General features: G+C 40.2%; 19 protein-coding genes and 1 pseudogene. 2 read left to right on the top strand and 18 right to left on the bottom strand.

Translation table 11 applies throughout. From position 1 onward, the window contains the following. The first annotated feature begins 177 nt into the window (after positions 1 to 177). Complete coding sequence (locus BM398_RS03760; protein WP_092336476.1) at positions 178 to 609, top strand: flavodoxin; 432 nt, start codon at positions 178 to 180, stop codon at positions 607 to 609. 276 nt (positions 610 to 885) lie between these two features. Here BM398_RS03760 and BM398_RS03755 read toward each other — a convergent pair whose 3' ends face one another. The 17 genes and pseudogenes from BM398_RS03755 to BM398_RS03685 form a co-directional block, all read right to left on the bottom strand. Then, positions 886 to 1,185, bottom strand: coding sequence for a type II toxin-antitoxin system RelB/DinJ family antitoxin (locus BM398_RS03755; RefSeq protein WP_092336475.1), 300 nt, complete (start codon positions 1,183 to 1,185; stop codon positions 886 to 888). A gap of 272 nt (positions 1,186 to 1,457) precedes the next feature. Further along, entirely contained in the window at positions 1,458 to 2,759 is a 1,302-nt protein-coding gene (gene eno / locus BM398_RS03750) for a phosphopyruvate hydratase (RefSeq protein ID WP_092336474.1), read from the bottom strand. Between the two features lie 216 nt (positions 2,760 to 2,975). Further along, a complete protein-coding gene (locus BM398_RS03745) occupies positions 2,976 to 3,923 on the bottom strand; it encodes an L-lactate dehydrogenase (protein WP_092336473.1) in 948 nt (315 codons plus the stop codon). Positions 3,924 to 3,947: 24 nt separating this feature from the next. Beyond that, positions 3,948 to 4,814: a fumarylacetoacetate hydrolase family protein gene (locus BM398_RS03740; protein WP_092336472.1), complete on the bottom strand. Its 867-nt coding sequence runs from the start codon at positions 4,812 to 4,814 to the stop codon at positions 3,948 to 3,950. Positions 4,815 to 4,824: 10 nt separating this feature from the next. Next, positions 4,825 to 5,592, bottom strand: coding sequence for an alpha/beta fold hydrolase (locus BM398_RS03735; RefSeq protein ID WP_242949754.1), 768 nt, complete (start codon positions 5,590 to 5,592; stop codon positions 4,825 to 4,827). Between the two features lie 17 nt (positions 5,593 to 5,609). After that, positions 5,610 to 6,236 (bottom strand): GNAT family N-acetyltransferase, encoded by a 627-nt coding sequence (locus BM398_RS03730; protein WP_092336471.1) that lies wholly within the window; start codon positions 6,234 to 6,236, stop codon positions 5,610 to 5,612. A 12-nt stretch (positions 6,237 to 6,248) separates the two neighbouring features. Further along, positions 6,249 to 7,013 (bottom strand): class I SAM-dependent methyltransferase, encoded by a 765-nt coding sequence (locus BM398_RS03725; RefSeq protein ID WP_092336470.1) that lies wholly within the window; start codon positions 7,011 to 7,013, stop codon positions 6,249 to 6,251. A gap of 205 nt (positions 7,014 to 7,218) precedes the next feature. Further along, positions 7,219 to 8,112 (bottom strand): helix-turn-helix domain-containing protein, encoded by an 894-nt coding sequence (locus tag BM398_RS17015; RefSeq protein WP_139233779.1) that lies wholly within the window; start codon positions 8,110 to 8,112, stop codon positions 7,219 to 7,221. After that, positions 8,105 to 9,019: a helix-turn-helix domain-containing protein gene (locus BM398_RS03715; RefSeq protein ID WP_092336469.1), complete on the bottom strand. Its 915-nt coding sequence runs from the start codon at positions 9,017 to 9,019 to the stop codon at positions 8,105 to 8,107. The genes BM398_RS17015 and BM398_RS03715 overlap by 8 nt, the downstream gene beginning before the upstream one ends. A 135-nt stretch (positions 9,020 to 9,154) precedes the next feature. Then, on the bottom strand, positions 9,155 to 9,802 hold the full coding sequence (locus tag BM398_RS03710; RefSeq protein ID WP_092336468.1) for a GNAT family N-acetyltransferase: 648 nt from the start codon (positions 9,800 to 9,802) through the stop codon (positions 9,155 to 9,157). Continuing rightward, positions 9,799 to 10,725 (bottom strand): DUF2156 domain-containing protein, encoded by a 927-nt coding sequence (locus tag BM398_RS03705; protein WP_092336467.1) that lies wholly within the window; start codon positions 10,723 to 10,725, stop codon positions 9,799 to 9,801. The genes BM398_RS03710 and BM398_RS03705 overlap by 4 nt, the downstream gene beginning before the upstream one ends. A 27-nt stretch (positions 10,726 to 10,752) precedes the next feature. Next, the gene (locus BM398_RS03700; RefSeq protein ID WP_092336466.1) at positions 10,753 to 12,135 is read right to left on the bottom strand and encodes an MATE family efflux transporter; all 1,383 of its coding nucleotides are present in this window, start codon (positions 12,133 to 12,135) and stop codon (positions 10,753 to 10,755) included. Between the two features lie 216 nt (positions 12,136 to 12,351). Beyond that, positions 12,352 to 12,504, bottom strand: coding sequence for a hypothetical protein (locus BM398_RS17070; protein WP_155833766.1), 153 nt, complete (start codon positions 12,502 to 12,504; stop codon positions 12,352 to 12,354). 274 nt (positions 12,505 to 12,778) lie between these two features. Beyond that, complete coding sequence (locus BM398_RS03695) at positions 12,779 to 13,549, bottom strand: hypothetical protein (RefSeq protein WP_242949753.1); 771 nt, start codon at positions 13,547 to 13,549, stop codon at positions 12,779 to 12,781. Positions 13,550 to 13,573: 24 nt separating this feature from the next. Continuing rightward, positions 13,574 to 13,759, bottom strand: a pseudogene (locus tag BM398_RS17640) (helix-turn-helix domain-containing protein); the annotation flags it as partial. A 166-nt stretch (positions 13,760 to 13,925) separates the two neighbouring features. Further along, positions 13,926 to 16,373 carry an amidohydrolase family protein gene (locus BM398_RS03690; protein ID WP_092336464.1) on the bottom strand — a complete coding sequence of 816 codons (2,448 nt, stop codon included), beginning with the start codon at positions 16,371 to 16,373 and terminating at the stop codon, positions 13,926 to 13,928. A 5-nt stretch (positions 16,374 to 16,378) separates the two neighbouring features. Continuing rightward, positions 16,379 to 17,059, bottom strand: coding sequence for a hypothetical protein (locus BM398_RS03685; RefSeq protein ID WP_092336463.1), 681 nt, complete (start codon positions 17,057 to 17,059; stop codon positions 16,379 to 16,381). 204 nt (positions 17,060 to 17,263) lie between these two features. Between BM398_RS03685 and BM398_RS03680 the strand changes: the two genes are divergently transcribed. Next, positions 17,264 to 17,740: a methylglyoxal synthase gene (locus tag BM398_RS03680; RefSeq protein ID WP_092336462.1), complete on the top strand. Its 477-nt coding sequence runs from the start codon at positions 17,264 to 17,266 to the stop codon at positions 17,738 to 17,740. A gap of 330 nt (positions 17,741 to 18,070) precedes the next feature. Here the strand turns inward: BM398_RS03680 and BM398_RS03675 are convergent, their stop codons facing one another. Then, positions 18,071 to 18,646 carry a histidine phosphatase family protein gene (locus BM398_RS03675; protein WP_092336461.1) on the bottom strand — a complete coding sequence of 192 codons (576 nt, stop codon included), beginning with the start codon at positions 18,644 to 18,646 and terminating at the stop codon, positions 18,071 to 18,073. Between the last annotated feature and the right edge of the window lie 21 nt (positions 18,647 to 18,667).

The raw sequence follows: 18,667 nt of genomic DNA, 5'->3' as shown, positions 1-18,667 counted from the left end.
CTCCGATTTTATTCTTTAGTATCAGATAATCACCAGCACGCAGTTAGCATCAACTAACCATTCACCATAATGTGATAAATATTATCAATACTAATTCTTGATTATTATGTTAGCATTTGCTAACGTATTTTTCAAGAGCACGACTCGTGAAAATGCTCAGAAAGGATGATCATTAATATGAGTAAAGTTAAAGTAGTTTTTTGGAGTGGAACAGGAAATACTCAGGCAATGGCCGATGCTGTAGCTAACGGAATTACAAGTGCAGGCGGCGAAGCTGAGGTTACAACATTTGACGCTATCAGCGCAGCTGATGCAGCAAAAGATACTGTTATCGCATTCGGATGCCCCGCTATGGGAGCTGAAGTTCTCGAAGAGACAACAGTTGAGCCCTTCATGGCTGATTATGAAGGTTTTGCAAGCGGCAAGAAGATTGCCCTCTTTGGTTCATACGGCTGGGGAGACGGCCAGTGGATGCGCGACTGGCAGGACAGACTTTCATCCGCAGGTGCAACTATTGTTGGCGGCGAAGGTGTAATGGCTAACGGCGCACCCGACGAAGATGCAATTTCAGCGCTTGAAGACCTTGGAAGACAGCTTGCACAGGCATAAAAACACAACAAACAAGTATTTAACCCCGTAAAATTCATATAACAGGAAATGGGCTGTTGCACTAATTTAGTGTGGCAGCCTTTCCTTACGCCCGGCCGCAAAGGTATATGTTCGAAAATGGCTGTAAACATAAAAGTCTAACTTAGAAAAGCCCGACGTTTCTACGTATATAAAAAAGACGTGAACATTACTTCACGCCTTTTTATACTTATCAAAAATGCCTGTCTTGCACCCTCTTATGTAGGTCTGATGCACCATATAACACATCAGTGACTGTTACAACTCCCGGAATTTCTCAAATGCAGCTGCTGCATTTTGAGTTTTTCCGGCTTTATATGATTCATAACCATTTTGCAATTTCTCATGAATTTGCTCACTGCTCATCCCTGTAGTATCAATACTTTCAGGCGCATTAGGAAGCTTTAATGCAAATGGAATTCCTCCCACCAAAACTATCTGGTTAAGGAACATATCTACAGCAGTAGACATCGGTATTCCCAATCGTCCCAATATTGTTTCCGCATCTTTTTTCAATGCAGGATTTACTCTTAAATTTAATGTGGCTGATTTTTCCATGGCATTTACCTCCTCATCTGTTTAAATTGTAACGACATTGTTGTTACTTGTCAATTATTCATAATATCTATATAGAACAAAGAGTTGCTTTGCAACCCTTTGCGCGCCGATGCACGCAAGCTTTAGCTTGCATAATTCATCTGCGCATCGGTCGCATCCATAGCGGAGCGATTTTATTTGATAAGAATTTCCTATCAAATAAAAAAGACGTGAAGCACTGAATATGCTTCACGTCTTTTTAGTCCGTTAACCCCGTCCCCTGAGACCACTTCTTACTTCTTTACATGGAATGCATCCATCTGAGGATATACTGCACTCTCACCAAGCTGCTCTTCGATACGAAGGAGCTGGTTGTACTTGGCAACTCGCTCTGAACGGCTGGGTGCACCTGTCTTGATCTGACATGTATTGAGTGCTACAGCAAGATCTGCGATTGTTGTATCTGCAGTCTCACCTGAACGGTGTGAAGAAATTGCTGTATAACCTGCATTGTGAGCCATTTTGATTGCTTCAAGTGTCTCTGATACTGAACCAATCTGGTTAAGCTTGATAAGGATTGAGTTACCTGCACCAAGTGAGATACCCTTTGAAAGACGCTCTGTATTTGTAACGAAAAGATCGTCACCAACAAGCTGAACCTTGTTACCAATCTTAGCTGTCATCTTCTGCCAGCCTTCCCAGTCTTCTTCATCAAGTCCGTCTTCGATAGAGATGATAGGATACTTATCTACAAGGCTCTCCCAGTGAGCGATAAGCTCATCTGATGTAAACTCTTTGCCTGACTTGGGCTGCTTGTAGAATCCTTTTCCTTTTTCGCTCTTCCACTCTGATGAAGCCGCATCCATTGCAATCATAAAGTCTTTTCCGGGCTCAAATCCTGCTGCCTTGATAGCTTCAAGAATCTTCTCGATCGCATCCTCATCACTCTTAAGCTGATTGGGAGCAAATCCGCCCTCATCACCTACTGCTGTTACATCGCCCATATCCTTGATGAGCTTCTTAAGGCTGTGGAACACCTCTGCACACCAGCGAAGCGCTTCTTTGAATGAAGGTGCTCCTACAGGCATGATCATGAATTCCTGTGTATCAACGGCGCTGTCGGCATGTGCTCCACCGTTAAGGATGTTCATCATAGGTACGGGAAGTCTGTTTCCTGATACACCGCCAAGGAATCTGTAAAGAGGAATATCAAGTGACTTAGCTGCTGCTCTTGCAGTTGCGATTGATACCGCAAGGATTGCATTTGCGCCGAGCTTAGACTTGTCCTTTGTTCCGTCAGCCTTGATCATTGCCGCATCTACAGCATATGTATCAGAAGCATCGATACCTTTAACCGCATCATTGATCACTTTATTTATATTATCTACAGCCTTTGTAACTCCCTTTCCAAGGTAGCGAGACTTATCACCGTCTCTGAGCTCAAGTGCCTCAAATTCTCCTGTTGATGCACCACTTGGAGCAGTACCTGTTGCCACTGTTCCGTCTGCAAGAGTAACCTCTGCCTCTACTGTAGGATTTCCTCTTGAATCCAAAATTTCTCTTCCGATTACTTTTTCAATTGCAAGCTTTCCCATTGTTTTGCTTACTCCTTTCAGATTTTAAACACAGAATTCCCCTTCTCATAGCCGATTCATAGGTTCAGCTATTCAAAAGAGGAATTCACATGATTTACTCAAGCGTTAGCAGGTGCTAACACCACATATTTTATTATAGCGTTTTTTGCATGTCAACGAATCAGACGTGTTTTAGGGGTTAATGAGAAATAGTATCATTTTTATCCTGTTTATGGATTATAGTACTCCGTTAAGAACTTCCTTTAGTGTATCGGCCGATGCCTTGAGCGCTTCTTTTTCACCGTCACTTAGCCTGATCGGCACAGCTCCTTCAACACCGCTTCTACCTACAATCACAGGCATACTGAGTGCAACATCTTCTATTTCAAACTCACCATGCTGAATACTTGATACTGGAAGGATTGATTTCTCATCTCTTACAATGGCTTCACATATACGTCGTACGCTCATTGCTATTCCGTAGTATGTCGCACCCTTTTTCTCGATAATCTTGTATGCACTGTTCTTTACATTCTCAGCAATCTCTTTCATTGATTTCTCATGTTCGAAATGACCTCTCATCTCACAGAAATCATTGAGCGGGATTCCCGATACGTTCGCGCTGCTCCAAGCCGCAATCTCGCTGTCTCCATGCTCACCTATGATGCAAGCGTGAACCGATCTGCTGTCAATCTTAAGGTGTTCTCCGAGGAGGTATTTAAGTCTCGCGGTATCAAGAACGGTACCCGAACCGAATACTCTGTTCTCAGGAAATCCGCTGAGCTTAGCTGCCGTATATGTGAGTATGTCCACGGGATTTGCCACTATCAGAAGTATTCCGTCTTTGTTATATTTTGCGATTTCAGGGATAATACTCTTAAAAATAGATACATTCTTTTTTACAAGATCGAGCCTTGTCTCTCCCGGCTTCTGACCTGCTCCCGCAGTTACCACAACTACTGCCGCATCCCCTGCATCCTTATAGTCTCCTGCATATATCTGCACAGGCTTTGCAAAAGGAAGTCCATGGCTTATATCAAGCGCTTCGCCTTCTGCCTTTTCTTTGTTCACATCTATCAGCACCATCTCAGAAAACAAGCCGCTTTCCATAAGTGCAAATGCTGATGCCGATCCGACAAATCCACAACCTACTACCGCTACTTTTCTTTCATTTAATGTTGCCATGACGTGCCTCCTTTATATATGCATTTATTCAACTGTATTTACCAACTCGCCAATGCCTTCAATAACGCACTTTATAACATCACCTGATTTTAGGAACTTAGGCGGATTGAATCCCATTCCCACTCCTCCCGGAGTTCCGGTTGCAATTATGGTTCCTGCCTTTAATGTCATTCCCTGTGACAATTCGGAAACAGCTTCTTCAACAGTCGTTATCATGCAAGCTGTGTTACTGCTTTGCCTCTTTTCACCGTTTACAAAACATTCAATCTTAAGATCATGAACATCTTTTAACTCATCGGCTGTAACGATATACGGTCCCATAGGTGTATATCCGTCAAAACTTTTCCCTCTGTACCATTGCTGATGCTTAAGCTGAATGTTCCTGGCGCTTACATCATTTATAACGGTATAGCCAAAGATATAATCTTCCACTTCAGAAGCAGACACTTTGAACGCATCTTTTTTTAGAATAACTCCAAGTTCAACTTCATAATCCAAACTGTCGACAAAATCATAGCTTGGTATTATTCCGTCAGGGTCATTACTTCTGTTAACTCTTTTTGAAAAATAAACTGTATCTGCTTTCTTTGTAAAATCGATCACATCCGCTGTCTCGGCTATATGCTCATTGTAATTAACTCCAAGGCATATGACATCCTGCATCGGAACAGGAATCGGAGCAAGTAGCTTATACTCCGTTTCTTCCAATCCTCCTACATCTGCCTCTTTAAGTGCTGTTTGGATTTTTTCTTCGAACTCATCATATCTTTTGATAAGATCATTCATATCATTTACATCAAATCCCAAGCTTTCGATAGTTATCGGTCTGTTCTTTTCGGATAATACCGCAACTTTTTCTTTTCCGTTGATTTCAATCGTACAAAATTTCATATGTCTCCTCTCAAACTGTCATTTCCATAAATTCATCAATAGCTTTAAGAACAGGTTCTGCATACTTTTGCTCGCCGAGTAACCATTGTTCATGCTGCATATCAAACTCTCTGATATCAGGATTGTGAAAATACTTCTTGTAACGTTTTAAGTACTTTTCCCCCATCTTGTTTGCATAGATGAAATGTGCCCTTGTGTGTTCCACATATATATCATCCTCAAGATGAGTAAGTAAATCCGTATAATACTCATTCTTTATAGACTCAGGATTGAACTTAGAGAAACAATTCATGAATTTCTCTGCCGTTTCATCACTCATGAGAAAAAGATTTTTCAACTTTTCCTTAGTTTTGTTCCTCTTTTTCTCACCTTTTGTAAAACTTGTAAGAAGCGGAACAACCAGCAACGACTGTAATTTAGCCGCTATTTTTCCGCTCTGATCAAGGTCCGGACTTCCAAAAATTGCATGATCGATATGTATTTTTTTCCTCATTACAAGTTGTCCGACAAAACTTGAGCCAAGCGAGGAGCCTATAGCTCCGTCCACTCTGCCGCCATGCTTATCCGTTATATATTTTTCAATCTTTTCTGTCACAGTGATCATATCGGGAAAAATTTCATCGCTACCGTCAAATCCATCATAATTAACACATATAAGATGATATTTCTCAGAAAATTTTTCAATCACACTCCCAAAATTTGTCTGCCAATCGCAGCATGTTCCCGGTAATAACACTAACGTCTTTCCTGACATATTTCCCATTTCTTCAAATTGCATAACTTATTCCACCTCTATTAAGCAATCTCAGGTTCTCTGACAAGATCATACATATGAAAATTTTCTCCGCAGTTTCTTACTCTGTCAAGATTCATGCCAAGATGTCTGTATCTGTCGCTCTTATCTTTATCATCGGTGTCAAGGATTACAAAAACGCCTTTTTTATCAGCCATATCATATACATACCGGAGCATTTTCTTCATAAAGCCCTGCTTCTGGAACTCTTTTCTGACTACCAGAACTTCAATCTTTATAAATTTCTTTTTGGCCTTCTTCATTCTTGTTTCAATGGAATGGCCGTTAGAAAAACATGCAGATATAAACTCTTTCATCTTCTTGAATCCGCCCAGAGCCCTTTTCTCAGCAAAGATCATTTTCATTCCGTCTATGAAACCTACAGTTCCTACTCCCTCTCCCGAGAGCACCAGAAATCCTTCTCTTTTCTCGGAAGTAGTATATAGAATACCGCTTCTGTAGGCAGCTTTGATAATGCCACCGATATATGTATACATACTTTCTCTGTTTGGAATAAACTTTATAAGTCCTTGGTCTTCTTTGTTATATTTGTAATCGTAAAAAGCATCAGCTATCTGCCTTGAGATAACCTCAACTTCCGAATCGGACAGCCCTGTAAGTTTGGTCATTGTATCCCCCTGTTATTTTGTGCCTATTAAAAGAGTAGAACCGGAAAGTCCCATCCATGAAGCTTCCCACTTACTCATAAACATTCCGTTTGTCGTATCGATAAGTCTTACCTGTTCGTATCCCATGTCTTTAAGCTTATTTGCAAAACTTTCCATATCTCCATATTTGCTTTTAGACATGATGTCATGGATTGCGAAAGTTCCGCCCTTTTTAAGAGTCCTTAGTGTCTCAAGCAAGATTGCCTGTCTATCCTTACTGGGAATATTGTGATATACGTAATTGCTTGTCACCGCATCAAAGGTCTCATCGCCAAAATCAAGCTTCACAGCGTCTCCCTGCTGAAAAGTCGTGTTTGAAACACCTTCGGCAGAAGCATTGCTTTCACACAGATTTTTGCTAAAAGAAGCGTACTCTTTGCCCCATCTGTCCATTCCTATCATTCTTGCTTTCGGATTTTTCTTGGCACATGCGATGGTAAGCGCCGCGCTTCCGCATCCGACATCAAGACCAACACCACCGTCAGGAATCTTCACATATGACGAAACACCTTCAATTATCTGCTTTGACATCTGCCTTGTTCCGTTGTAAGAAAAGGCTCTGTACATAAGGAACATCCAAATAGTCATAAGTGCACTTAGTATCGTTAGCGCCAGCAAAACCTTTCCGATTATCGTTCCGACACCTACTGCGCATGCTGAGGCACATAGCACTATTGTAGATATTAGCGTCCCTCTTATCATTCCCTTCGGCATCCAGTTTTTATAATTCGCTTTCATACTCTTCCTCCATCAAAAAAATCATTTATGAATCTCATGATATCACTTTTTGTTAGCTATTGCTAACATTTATTTAAAACCGCAACCCATCATTTTGATGGTTTTTCAAGGTGCATTTACCATCATTTTGATGGTTTGCCCCATAAAAAAGGAGTCACAGAACTTCAAAAAAAATGTTCTGTGACTCTTTGCTAACCGTAATCTTTTACCTGTCAATTGCCTCTATTTCCGCAACAACTTTGCGTTTTCTGTACAGCACTACTACTTGATAAATAATAAATGCATAAAGTGCGGCTTTGTACCAATAGTATGAATATCCATACCACGATATGTGCCAGTCACCTTCTATAGCTGTTTTAATAAAATCATAAAGCTCATGTAATACATCAACATACAATCCAAATATTGAAATGATTCCAAGTATTGTTGCCCACATTATATTATTATTCTTTTTTATAAAAAAGAATATACATGAAACTACGCCCAATAGATTAATCATAGCATTTGCCAATATTAGTGAAATAATCTGCCAATCCGCTCCATAGCTTAATAAGGCGATAAAATTGGTGCAATGGATTACAAAGTTAACAGTAAAAAACATTATCCACCCCAATCCGATTCTTCTAGGTGAAAGCTTCCCTTTTATAGCATTTATCAAGCAATACAAAAAGCCAGCCACCTGAAGTAAAGATACCACCCCACCTGTGAGATAAAATTCACCAAACTTTTGTTCCAACGTGGAATGATCGACAATATCTACATCAAAACCCAAAAACCGCGGATACGGCGTAATTATAAGTGATATTACAGCAACCGTATAAAGCAATACCATTAAGGTATTTATCAGACTATTCTCTATAACAGGATTTCTTTCAACTATATTTTCCATATCTTCTTCAGATATAAGATCATCAGGACTCACACCGAGAATCTGTGATATTTTCTTTGTTGTAACAAGATCAGGATAACGTTCGCCGCATTCCCAATGTGATACAGTCTGCTTTGTCATAGACAATTGTTCAGCCAAAGCCTGCTGGGTCATTCCCTTTTTTTCTCTTGCTCTTCTGAGCTGTTCGCCAAATTCAACCATATTAAACATTCGCTCCTTCCTCTATTACTTTGCCACTTACTTCGGCAGTGTTATCTTGTCTTCTGTACAGCACTATTGCCTGATAAATGATCAAAACATACAGTGGAAGTCTTAAAATCAGCGTTTCAAGTACGGCTCCCGGCCCCGGTAAATAATTTGGAATAAGTCGCGACATCTTAATCTCATGCCCATAGTAAAGCACTACATCCCCAAAGAATCCAAGCACTGAAACAATCCTCAGAATCATACTCCATATTTTGCAATTTTTGTTTTTGATAAAAAATGAAACACTTCCAACCGCTCCGAACGCATTAAGCAGAATATCCGCAAACGTAAGCAGCGCGACCTGCCAGGTTAAACATTCACGAAAAACACTAAAGAAATTGCAGAAATAGAATAAAGCGTTAATCGTAAAAAATATCAGCCAAACACTCCCAATTCTTTTAGGTGTGAGTGTCCTCTTAACAGCATTAAACACACAATATGTAAAAATAACTATATAAAGAATTTGTACCACATGATGAATGTGAACAAACATCATAAACAATTCAGCTTCTTGAACAAACCTGATTGCTTCCGCATAAAATCCCATAAAATTGCTAAACGGATTCCTGATCAAAAACATTATAATAACCGTATAAAGTGCCAACATCATATTATTTGACGCTTCATTCTCAACTTCAACTACAGGATTTCTTTTCTCTTCCTTCGCCATATCTTTTTCGGATAAAAGGTCTTCAAGGCTCACATCCAGAATCTGCGTTATTCTCTTTGCTGTAATAAGATCAGGATAACGTTTGCCGCACTCCCAATGGGACACTGTCTGTCTTGCCACAAATAATTCTTCAGCCAGAGTCTGCTGCGTTATACCTTTCTCTTCTCTTGCTTTCCTGAGCTGTGCACCAAATTCGACCATATAAATCAAATCCGCTCCTTTCGATTTTTTCACCTGCAGATGTGATTTTATTATCCCGTCTGTGAGAAAAAATAACAAGCTACACTCTCAAAAATCACGGTCAACGCTGTGGCGACATTAAGCAACCATGCGTTTTCACACTTCTTCGCAAATATATATCCGTTTCTTTTTCATCCAATAAAGAGCTTCTTTTTCATCGGCAAATTCTTTTCCGGTCACAGAATTAAATGCATCAAGATTCGTAATTTTAGCCATTATCACGGGATTGTCGGGAAGCACTTCTCCCATATCGAGTTTTCGAAGTTCGTCTTCCTTGTTCATTCTCCTGATGTAGTTATCGTCTCTTACACAGTAAATATCATATTTTTTCTGAATTTCATCATAACTTGGGATCCTGTCTTTAGAAAAATCGCATATCTTTTCAAAGCCCATCCAAGAATATATGGACTCATCGACAGGTAAAAGAAATATAAAAGGGATCTTCTCACCCTTAAGAAGTTCAAATGTCTTTTCAAACACGCGGGTCATATGCCCTCTGTGGCGCATGTTCTTCTTAGTTGCAACCGCAACAACGTAATAACTTGGAACGACCGTTCCGCACAGATTTACAGAAAAAGGATTCAAGTGAAGCATGGACACAACTTCCCCGCCCTCAAGACTCACTATCATCCTGTTGTCGATGCACTTGTCCGAATAATAATAATCGACAAATTCCTTCGGATCGTCAAATGCCTCTTCATACAGCTTTCTCGTATTCTCTTTTTCCGCATACTCTATTATCATATGTTCTTCTCGCAAACTCTGTATTTTCTGGCAAAGCCTACAGGATTGTAACTCTCCTTGGCCTGCCGCAGTCCTTCGAGTCCCATGTCGTCTTCTCTGTTTACAAGTTCCGCATCTTCGAAAGCGTTTAAAAGAAATTGCTGATTGATCATCTGATATATTCCGGGGATTTCAGGATTTCCTTTTTCCACACTGATAACCGCCATTTTTTCCCGACTGTTATATGAACCGATGGAAAACGCCTCAAGAACTTCATCGATAAAAACCCCGCCAATCCTGAAAGTAACTTTATCACAGTTTCTGAGTATATCTATAAGTCCGTCTTTTTCCGAAATAAGGGTTTCTCTACTCTCCGCACCTTCGGAAAGCCTTATATCAACCCATTTTTTCATAAACTCCTCAAGGAAATACTCATCAACACAGCACATGGTTTTATACTCCCATCTACCATCGTATTCCTTCATGAATTTATTCACAAGATTTCTCTTTTTCTGAAACTTCTTTCCCGCAAGGCTCCTAAGTTCCTCCGCATCATAAAGATAATCCTTAAGATCAAACTCTTCCTCAACGGTAAACTCCGGATTATTCATAAAATCAAGAACATTCAGCGCATCTTCATCCGCAAGGTCTATTCTCAAGGGGGTCTTTAATTCCTCATTGAAATAGTTTCTTAGCATCTCAAAATATCTCGGAAGCTCCTCACTCCTGCAATACGGCATTGCCGCAAAGTAGCCCTTATCATCCCGCATTAAAATAAGCGCCGCTTCATCCTCAATATAAACTTCTGTATTATACAGCTCTTTCCAAATATATGTATCAAGAACCGTGCTGTCGCAGGTCTTGTTGTCTCTTAACGCGTATATTTCCGAAAGTTTCGCCGCTTCTTCAAATGTCGGTTTATGAAAATCAAGATTTTTTTCCATATGACCTTTCCGCTCCATGCATGCGCATTATAAATGTGCCGCAAGCTCCGCTCCGATATTGCTTTCCTTGATTCGATTCTTTTTGTACCACACATATCTAAGCCATGCGGTAAATCCGCTCATCGACCAAACGATTCCGACAGACCACCAGATTCCCCAGAGTCCGATAAACGAAATCTGTGTCAAAAGAACCGGAACTATAAATCTTCCGATAACCTCAACAATTCCGTTGAGCAGGGCAAAAAACGAATCTCCGAATCCGTTGAGTACACCTCTTACAACATATATCATTCCAAGCATAACATAGAAATAGCTTGTTATCCTAAGCGCCATCGCTCCCATTGCGATAACGGCTTCATCTTCAACAAAGATTCTTATGATAGCCTCGCCAAAAAACTGCATTATCGGAAGCATAGCCGCTGAAAAAATTGCCATCAGCATCATGCTCTTTTTATAACCTGCAGTAATGCGGTCATTCTTACTTGCGCCGTAATTCTGTCCCGTAAATGTTGAAAGTGCGGCACCGAGTGTCTGATACGGCTGATGTATAAGCTGTTCAATCCTACTAGTTGCAGTAAATGCGGCAACTGCCACTTTTCCAAAAGAATTAACTACTCGCTGAAGTGCCATGCATGAGATTGCAATAAGCGAAAACTGCAGTGACAACGGAATTCCCAGCTTCAACACTTTCATAGAAATATTCATATCAACCTTAAGTTCATCACGCCTGATTTTGAAATACTCATTAAATTTCATGGCATAGATAAGGCAACTGATTCCAGAGACAAGCTGTGCAATTACCGTAGCAACGCCCGCGCCGACAACACTCATATGAAGTCCGCACACGAACAGCACATCAAGCGCTGTGTTAAGAAGGCATGAAAAAATAAGGAAATAAAGCGGTGTCTTTGAATCACCGAGCGCCCTAAGCATCGAAGATGCATAGTTATAAAGCGACACAAAAACAAGGCCAAGGCACATGATTCTAAGATATGCCACTGCATCCGGCATTATCTCATCAGGCGTTGCAAGCATCTTTAAAATCGGTTCAGATAAAAGAAACGCAACTATACCAACAATGATCGGAAATACCAGCATAATATACCCTGTGTTGACAATACAGCTTTTTATCTCATTTTTATTGCCTTTGCCAAAAAACTGGGATGTTATGATTCCTCCGCCACTTCCGATTCCGTTGCACATAGCAAAGAACAGGAATGTTACAGAGCCCGTTGCTCCGATTGCCGCAAGCGCATCAGCGCCGACAAATTGTCCCACGATAACAGAATCCACCAGATTGTATAGCTGCTGGAAAAGATTTCCGATAAGCATCGGTATGGAAAAACGGATAATTAAAGAAACCGGGCTTCCTTCGGTCATATTAAGTACTGCTGATCTTTGTGCTTTCATTTTAAAACTTCCTTGCAATCATAAAAATAAAAGGGACGGTGCCAAGAGCTAAGCTCCTGACACCCGCCTTATCCTACATAACCAAATAGAAATTATATGCCCGTATTTTTATGAATGCTTCTTATTTTCTGTTATGAAACATCTCAATTTTTGTCTTTTTTGATAGTTTCGCGTATCTATGCCGTTTGGTAAAGATTATGCATAAAATCGGGTTGTCTATTTTTCTTTTATGCTCGCAAGAACATCATCGCTCATATCGTAACTATCCCCAATTACGAAAAACACAAATAACCAGACAAATAAAAATACTCCCAAGAACAAATGATAAACACCTATAATATTTCCAAACAATAAAATCAATGCTGACATAACTATATTCCTCCCATGATTCTTCAAAAAAATATATTCAACATAAATTCTGCTTTTTCGCTTTCAAAGAAGATATCTTCAGTATCATTTTCAGCCTGGAATATTACAAGCAACGCATCGGAAAATGGGCGCTCCAATATGGTGACATGCGGTAAAATCAAGGTTTCAACGTCACATTTTATGTTGCTTTTTCAAAAAGGAATGGCACCTGCTTTTTTAAAAAGAAAACACCACAGAAAATCCTCTTAGGAAATTCTGTGGCGTAATACCCGTCTCATTGCACCGTGGCTTCCACAAGCTGCTCTTCGTTGCTTAGATCCATAGCCATTCTGCGCTTTCTGTACAAAGTGTATGTCTGATATATAATCAGAGCCGTAAATGCAATACCAAGCATAAAACCGGCTATTATTTCATTTACATTCCCAACAGCCTCTCCAAGGGTAGCCGTTGAGGAGTTCGCTGTATAAAACTTTTCCACCTTAAATCTTTTGATAAATGTGATAATAGTATCAAGTATTCTCAATGCCGCGGATATTATAATCATAAGTTCCCATTTCTTGGAGTTTTTACCGCGTATAAAGAAAGAGTAAGACGCCAGTCCCCCTAAAATACCGGGAATTATAGAAATGCACAATATATAAAGTGCAACATTCATCAAAAATGACATCAAAACTGCTTTGCTTTCTTCTCCTGAAATAAAATCTGTTATCTGATAATTCCCACCAAAAATATCAACAATACCATTCATTAAAACATAAACCGCAAAATACGAAGTAAGAATTATTCCGATTATTTTGGGTGTCAGCTTATCAAGTATTTGGTTATATAAACCATAAGCAAAAATAACAAATAAAACTATACTTTCTATACTTCTTATAAATCTTGGAAGATAAAAATCAAATCCAAATCTTGTATATGCGCTAACAAAATATAGGGCCACCTCTCCGGCAATTCCCATAAATAGCATTATCACCACAAACGCATACAAAACACTCGTAATATTATTAATTGTCTTATTTTCCACTACAGGATTCTTTTCCGCCACTTTAGTCATCTCCTTTCCGGATAAAAGGTCGTCAAGGCTGACACTCAAAACCTGAGATAATTTCTTTAATGTGATAATATCCGGATAACGCTCTCCGCACTCCCATCTGGAAACCGTCTGCCTTGTTACATATAATTGATCGGCCAGTGCTTTTTGCGTCAATCCTTTTATCTCTCTCGCACTTCTGAGTTGCTCACCAAATTCGACCATAACAAAACCGTTCCTTTCAAAATTTATTTTTTCACCTGCAGATGTTGAGATAAGTATCTCTCGACTCATATTTTTTTACAAGAAAAAGACATCAAAAAGCGGGGTTCCATAATGGTACCCCGCACAGTTACTGCATTTGCAGCACATACACTTTCTTTACTTACTATCAAATTTTTGGTCCAATAACCCCGTCCCCCAGGGTCATTTCTTCGTCAAAAATGTCTACATATCCTTTCAATGAAAGAGCTTTTTGACGAAGTGTCTTGGAATGTCCCCAGACCAAAATGTGAGATTTTCCTTTTCCGTTCTTGGCTTCCTGAATGAGATTTGCGGCGGCGCTGTTTCCGTCAAAGGCTACAACCATCGATGGTCTTCTCTCAAATATCTCATAGTTAAAGCTCTTGTAGATTCCCATTCCCTGAGTCTCCGTAGAAACTCTGATCCTTACATTATAGGAAAGAAGCATCTCTTTTTCCTTCTCGGTGATCATGGCAGGAACAACCGCATATACAATGAAATTCTTCTTATTGTTATCAAGAAGGTACTTTTCATATCCGGACAGCTTATGTCCTATGACAAAGCAGACTTCTTCCGGACTAAGCTTATCCATAAGAGCATCAAGCTGCGCGGCGCCTTCCTTGGTAACTCTTGTAGCTCTGTTCTCTGTATTAAAGCTGCCTCCAAGAAGTACGACCGGGAAATGTGACCAGGAAATTTCTCTTATGCGATCCTTGAGTTCTTTATTGGCATCGAGCAAAAGATCTTTTGAAGAAGGTCTCTTTTTCGATATCTTAACGGCTTTCATCTTCTCAAGAAGCACTTCTTCCATATCTCTGTCTTTTATAAGAGCATTGAACGCTTCTTTCTTGGCCGCATATGATGCTCTGCTTATCTCTATTATCTCTGTCTCTGCCTGTTTCATTAGGCTTATGTCGTTATCAGAAAGTCCCAGCATCTTAACAAGTGAAAGCTGCTCATCCACTGAATTTGTTCCGTAAAGAGCCGCTCCGTCGGTTCCCTGAACACACTTAAGCCCCTGTTTCAGATATTGCTTCAAAGGGTGCTTATCAAGTGAATTAAGGTTATTAAGTCGTACGTTACTCGTAAGCTGAAACTCAAGAACCACGCCGTTTTCCTTAAGCTGTTTAAGGACTTCTTTTCCCTTCTGAGACCTCGGGCTGTAGGTATAAAGTCCGTGTCCAAGTCTCATACGTGGCATCTGCTGTCCCGTAGCAAGTGATTCTCGTACACACTGTATGCTGTGCGAGATGTTATCTTTCTGGCTGTCGTTCTCTCCCGCATGAACTCTTATCACAAAAGAAGGATCTTTGGCCGCGATCTTCACTATCTCTTTAAAAGCAGGCTTCAAAGTTATGATGTCATTTATCTCTTCTCCCACGAAGTCGCATCCCGCAACATACGGATCAAGTGCCGTTGCCTTCAGAACTTCGAGGTTCTGCTCAAGATAATTTGCCGGAGTTACAGCATCTTTGATGATTGTAAGCGGTATCCTTCGCATAGCGGCAAGAAATCTGATCATGACTCCCGTCTCTCTGTGGATACTAGGCATAACCTCGTGCACCTGCCTAAGCATATCGATCGACTCATATTTTTTTACAAGAGTCGTATCGCTTATCTCTGCGTAGTAGATGCCCTGCCTTTTGTAATTCCTTGCAATCCACAGGAGCTTATCCTGAAAAAGAGTATTGTGACAGTATTCTTCCGTTTCTTTGTCCATCAACATCTTTTCCAAAACTCTTTTCACATCTTCGTCGGGAATCTGGGAAACGCTGTGAATATCTATCTTTTCATCACATTCTTTTCCCTTGGTAAAGATATATCTGTAAATGTAAACCTTCTCAAGATTGGTAAAAACGGCCTGTCCGTCCTTGATAACGGCAAGAGAGCCTCTGATCTTAACAATGTTCAGCTCCGCGTCATTTAAGTTATTAAGGATAAGATCCGCAAAGTTGATAAAGGTGTTGTCATCTATTTTTCTATCAAGATATTTGCCCTGTAGTTCAGATGATGAGAACTGCCTTGCGACTTTCTCCCTGTTCTTGAGAACCTTGATCCACTGCTTCTCAGTGAGCTCGAGATTCAGTTTTTTTACATAATACAAAGGATATCTGATCTGATGATAGATTCCGAGCGCGATAAGAATATCCGCAGGGAGGTTGCCGTTCATATGCGTATGAAGATCGGTCCTGAACTTAAGATTCTTGTTTATATAAGTCTTGAAAACAGTCTTGTTAAGGTCAAGCTGATAGTTCTTGGTCTGGCTCATCAGTGTCTTGGCGATTGCCGGAACCGAAGCCATGACTTCAACTCTTTTATCCGGAAAGATCTTGGCTATCTCTACATCACGCAAGCTGAATATGTAGCTCTCTTCATTGTTTCCGTCAATAAAACAGGGAACCTCGCCCTTTGCAACAAGCATCCCGTTCTCATCCTCAGAAAGATTCAGTTTGCATATCGCGGCGAGGTTCCTTATAAGGTTTCCTGTGTGGTGATTTGGCGTTGAAAGCACATACCACATCTTATCAAGATCTTTGTACAGACTTACTATGATATCTTTTTCATCATCAAGAAAAAAACACGTAAAATAAGTCATAAAAGTTATCCTTCCTTCATGTGCTTCATAAGCTCATCAATTGTCATTTGCTTTCCTGTCTGTCTCTCATAAATCTCAGTGAAAGAAAGTCCCTGATCCTCAGGGTTCAGATCTACGTCCTTAGTTCTTGCTTTCCATCTGTTGTCATCCGGAAGAAATGCATATGCAAGATTGTGCTGCTCCCACTCGTAAGCCATATCATCAGGCGTTCTGTACGACTCCATGTCGCTTCCGTGTACGGGGTGCTCCTCTATCAAAGCCGAGCAGATAATCTTCATATCCTCATTATTTGCAATCTTATATGAGTTGATTATCTTCCAGTTATCCTTGGTGTATACTGCCGAATACTCTTCTCCGTCATAGGTAAAAGCGTAATTTTTGCCCTTTCCGTCAACATCGTGAAGATTTATGTCGGAAGGGGCACTCAAAATTCCTTCCTCATCCAATTGTTCTTTTACTTCTTTTGCCTTCTCAACACCTTTTTTGAGTTTCTTCTTTGTTTCAGTTTTAGTATCATTCAATCCGTCTATTTCTATGCCAATGCCGAATTCGGACTCAAGATACGAACTTGCATCGGAAACAACTCCCGTCATGGCTTCAGAAACAGTTGAAAGCCCGGATGCAATTTCTTCTGTTCCCTCAAACCGAGAAAGAAAATCCGCGCCGCAACCTGAAAAGCATACCACTAAAACAATCAGTAGTAGTAGAATAATCCATATTTTACTTTTTCTATTATATTCATAATCATATCTTCTCATAACGTAATTATAAGGGCTCAGGTCAAAAAGGTCAAAAAAGTTAACAAACTACATCTTTGACACTATTATGTTTATGGTGTATTTTGGAAAAAAGAGATAAAGAAATAACGCTCAAATTAAGGAGGAGTTTTCATGTCAGATACAATTACACTTACAATTCCGAAGCAGAAATCAATTGCACTTATCGCTCATGACGGCAAAAAGCCTGAGCTTATCAAATGGTGCAAAGATAATGCCGAGACATTAAAAAAGCATTTTCTCTGCGGCACAGGTACAACGGCAAGAATGATCACAGATGCCACAAATCTTCCTGTACGCGGATATAATTCAGGCCCTCTTGGCGGCGATCAGCAGATCGGTGCAAAGATCGTAGAAGGAAAGATCAATTTCGTAGTATTCTTCTCAGATCCTCTCACAGCAGCTCCTCACGACCCTGACGTTAAGGCTCTTATGAGAATTGCACAGGTATACGATATTCCTTTTGCAAACAACAAGGCTACGGCTGATTTTCTTCTCCACTCGAGTTTCATGGATGAAGAGTATGACCACGACGTAATAAACTTCAAGCAGAATATTGCAGAGCGTGCTGAGACTCTTCCGAATGAGTGATGTGATTCTTTAACCGATAGGTTATGCGAGAAGGTCAAGGTATCAGTATATAAGGCGTACTTTCACAGTGAGTTTTGTTCGTTGACATTCAAGGCATATAAAGACGGAGGAATTTATTCTTTCAATCCAAACTCGCCCATAAATGGGCTCAAACAATGGATTGAAAAACAGAATAAATTACTCCGTCTTTTTATGCTCTTGAATGTTGCAATTCACAAAAATACTGTGAAAGTACGCCTTATATACTGATACCTTTTACTTTATCGATGATGTATTCGGTTAAAGTTTTCCTTATTTCAGTTTTTCTTTCTCAACATTCACTTAGATTTCTTAAAGAATATCCTGCACTAAGCTGTGTTTGCCGTTATTTGATTCGTAGACGAAAATTTCGCAGTTCTTGGGACGTGGACGCCAGATGTAACCGCGCTTGGCGTTTTCGAAGTAGCCGCGAATGGGACGAATAATTCCGCCGTGGCAGACAACGAGTACGTTTTCATAATCTTTTTGCTCAAGTTCTGTGAGGAAAGATCTGGTACGATCGACCATTTCCTTTATAGTCTCCACTCCTGACGGAGCCGGAAAAATTTCAGGAAGCGTCCAATACGCTGTCATGGGAAGGGCTACTTTGTAGTAATTTACAGCTTCATATCTGCCAAAGTCTGCCTCAATGATTCGTTCATCTTTTATTATCTCTGAAGGATCTATATCTCCTATTATCGACGCCGTCTGCACCGCTCTTATAAGTGGACTGGCATACACGGCATCAAACTTAACATCACCAACTTTTGCCTTAGTTGCATGTGCCTGCTCCATTCCCGTTTCGTTCAAAGGAATATCGCTTCTTCCCTGCATCAGTTCTTTTTTGTTATAGTCAGTCTGTCCGTGTCTTGTAACGTATATCTTCATCTGTATTCCTCATCTAAAGCT

The organism is Butyrivibrio sp. M55 (assembly GCF_900116865.1).
In the GTDB taxonomy this organism is placed as follows: domain Bacteria; phylum Bacillota; class Clostridia; order Lachnospirales; family Lachnospiraceae; genus Butyrivibrio.
This window is presented reverse-complemented; position numbering and strand designations above follow the sequence as displayed.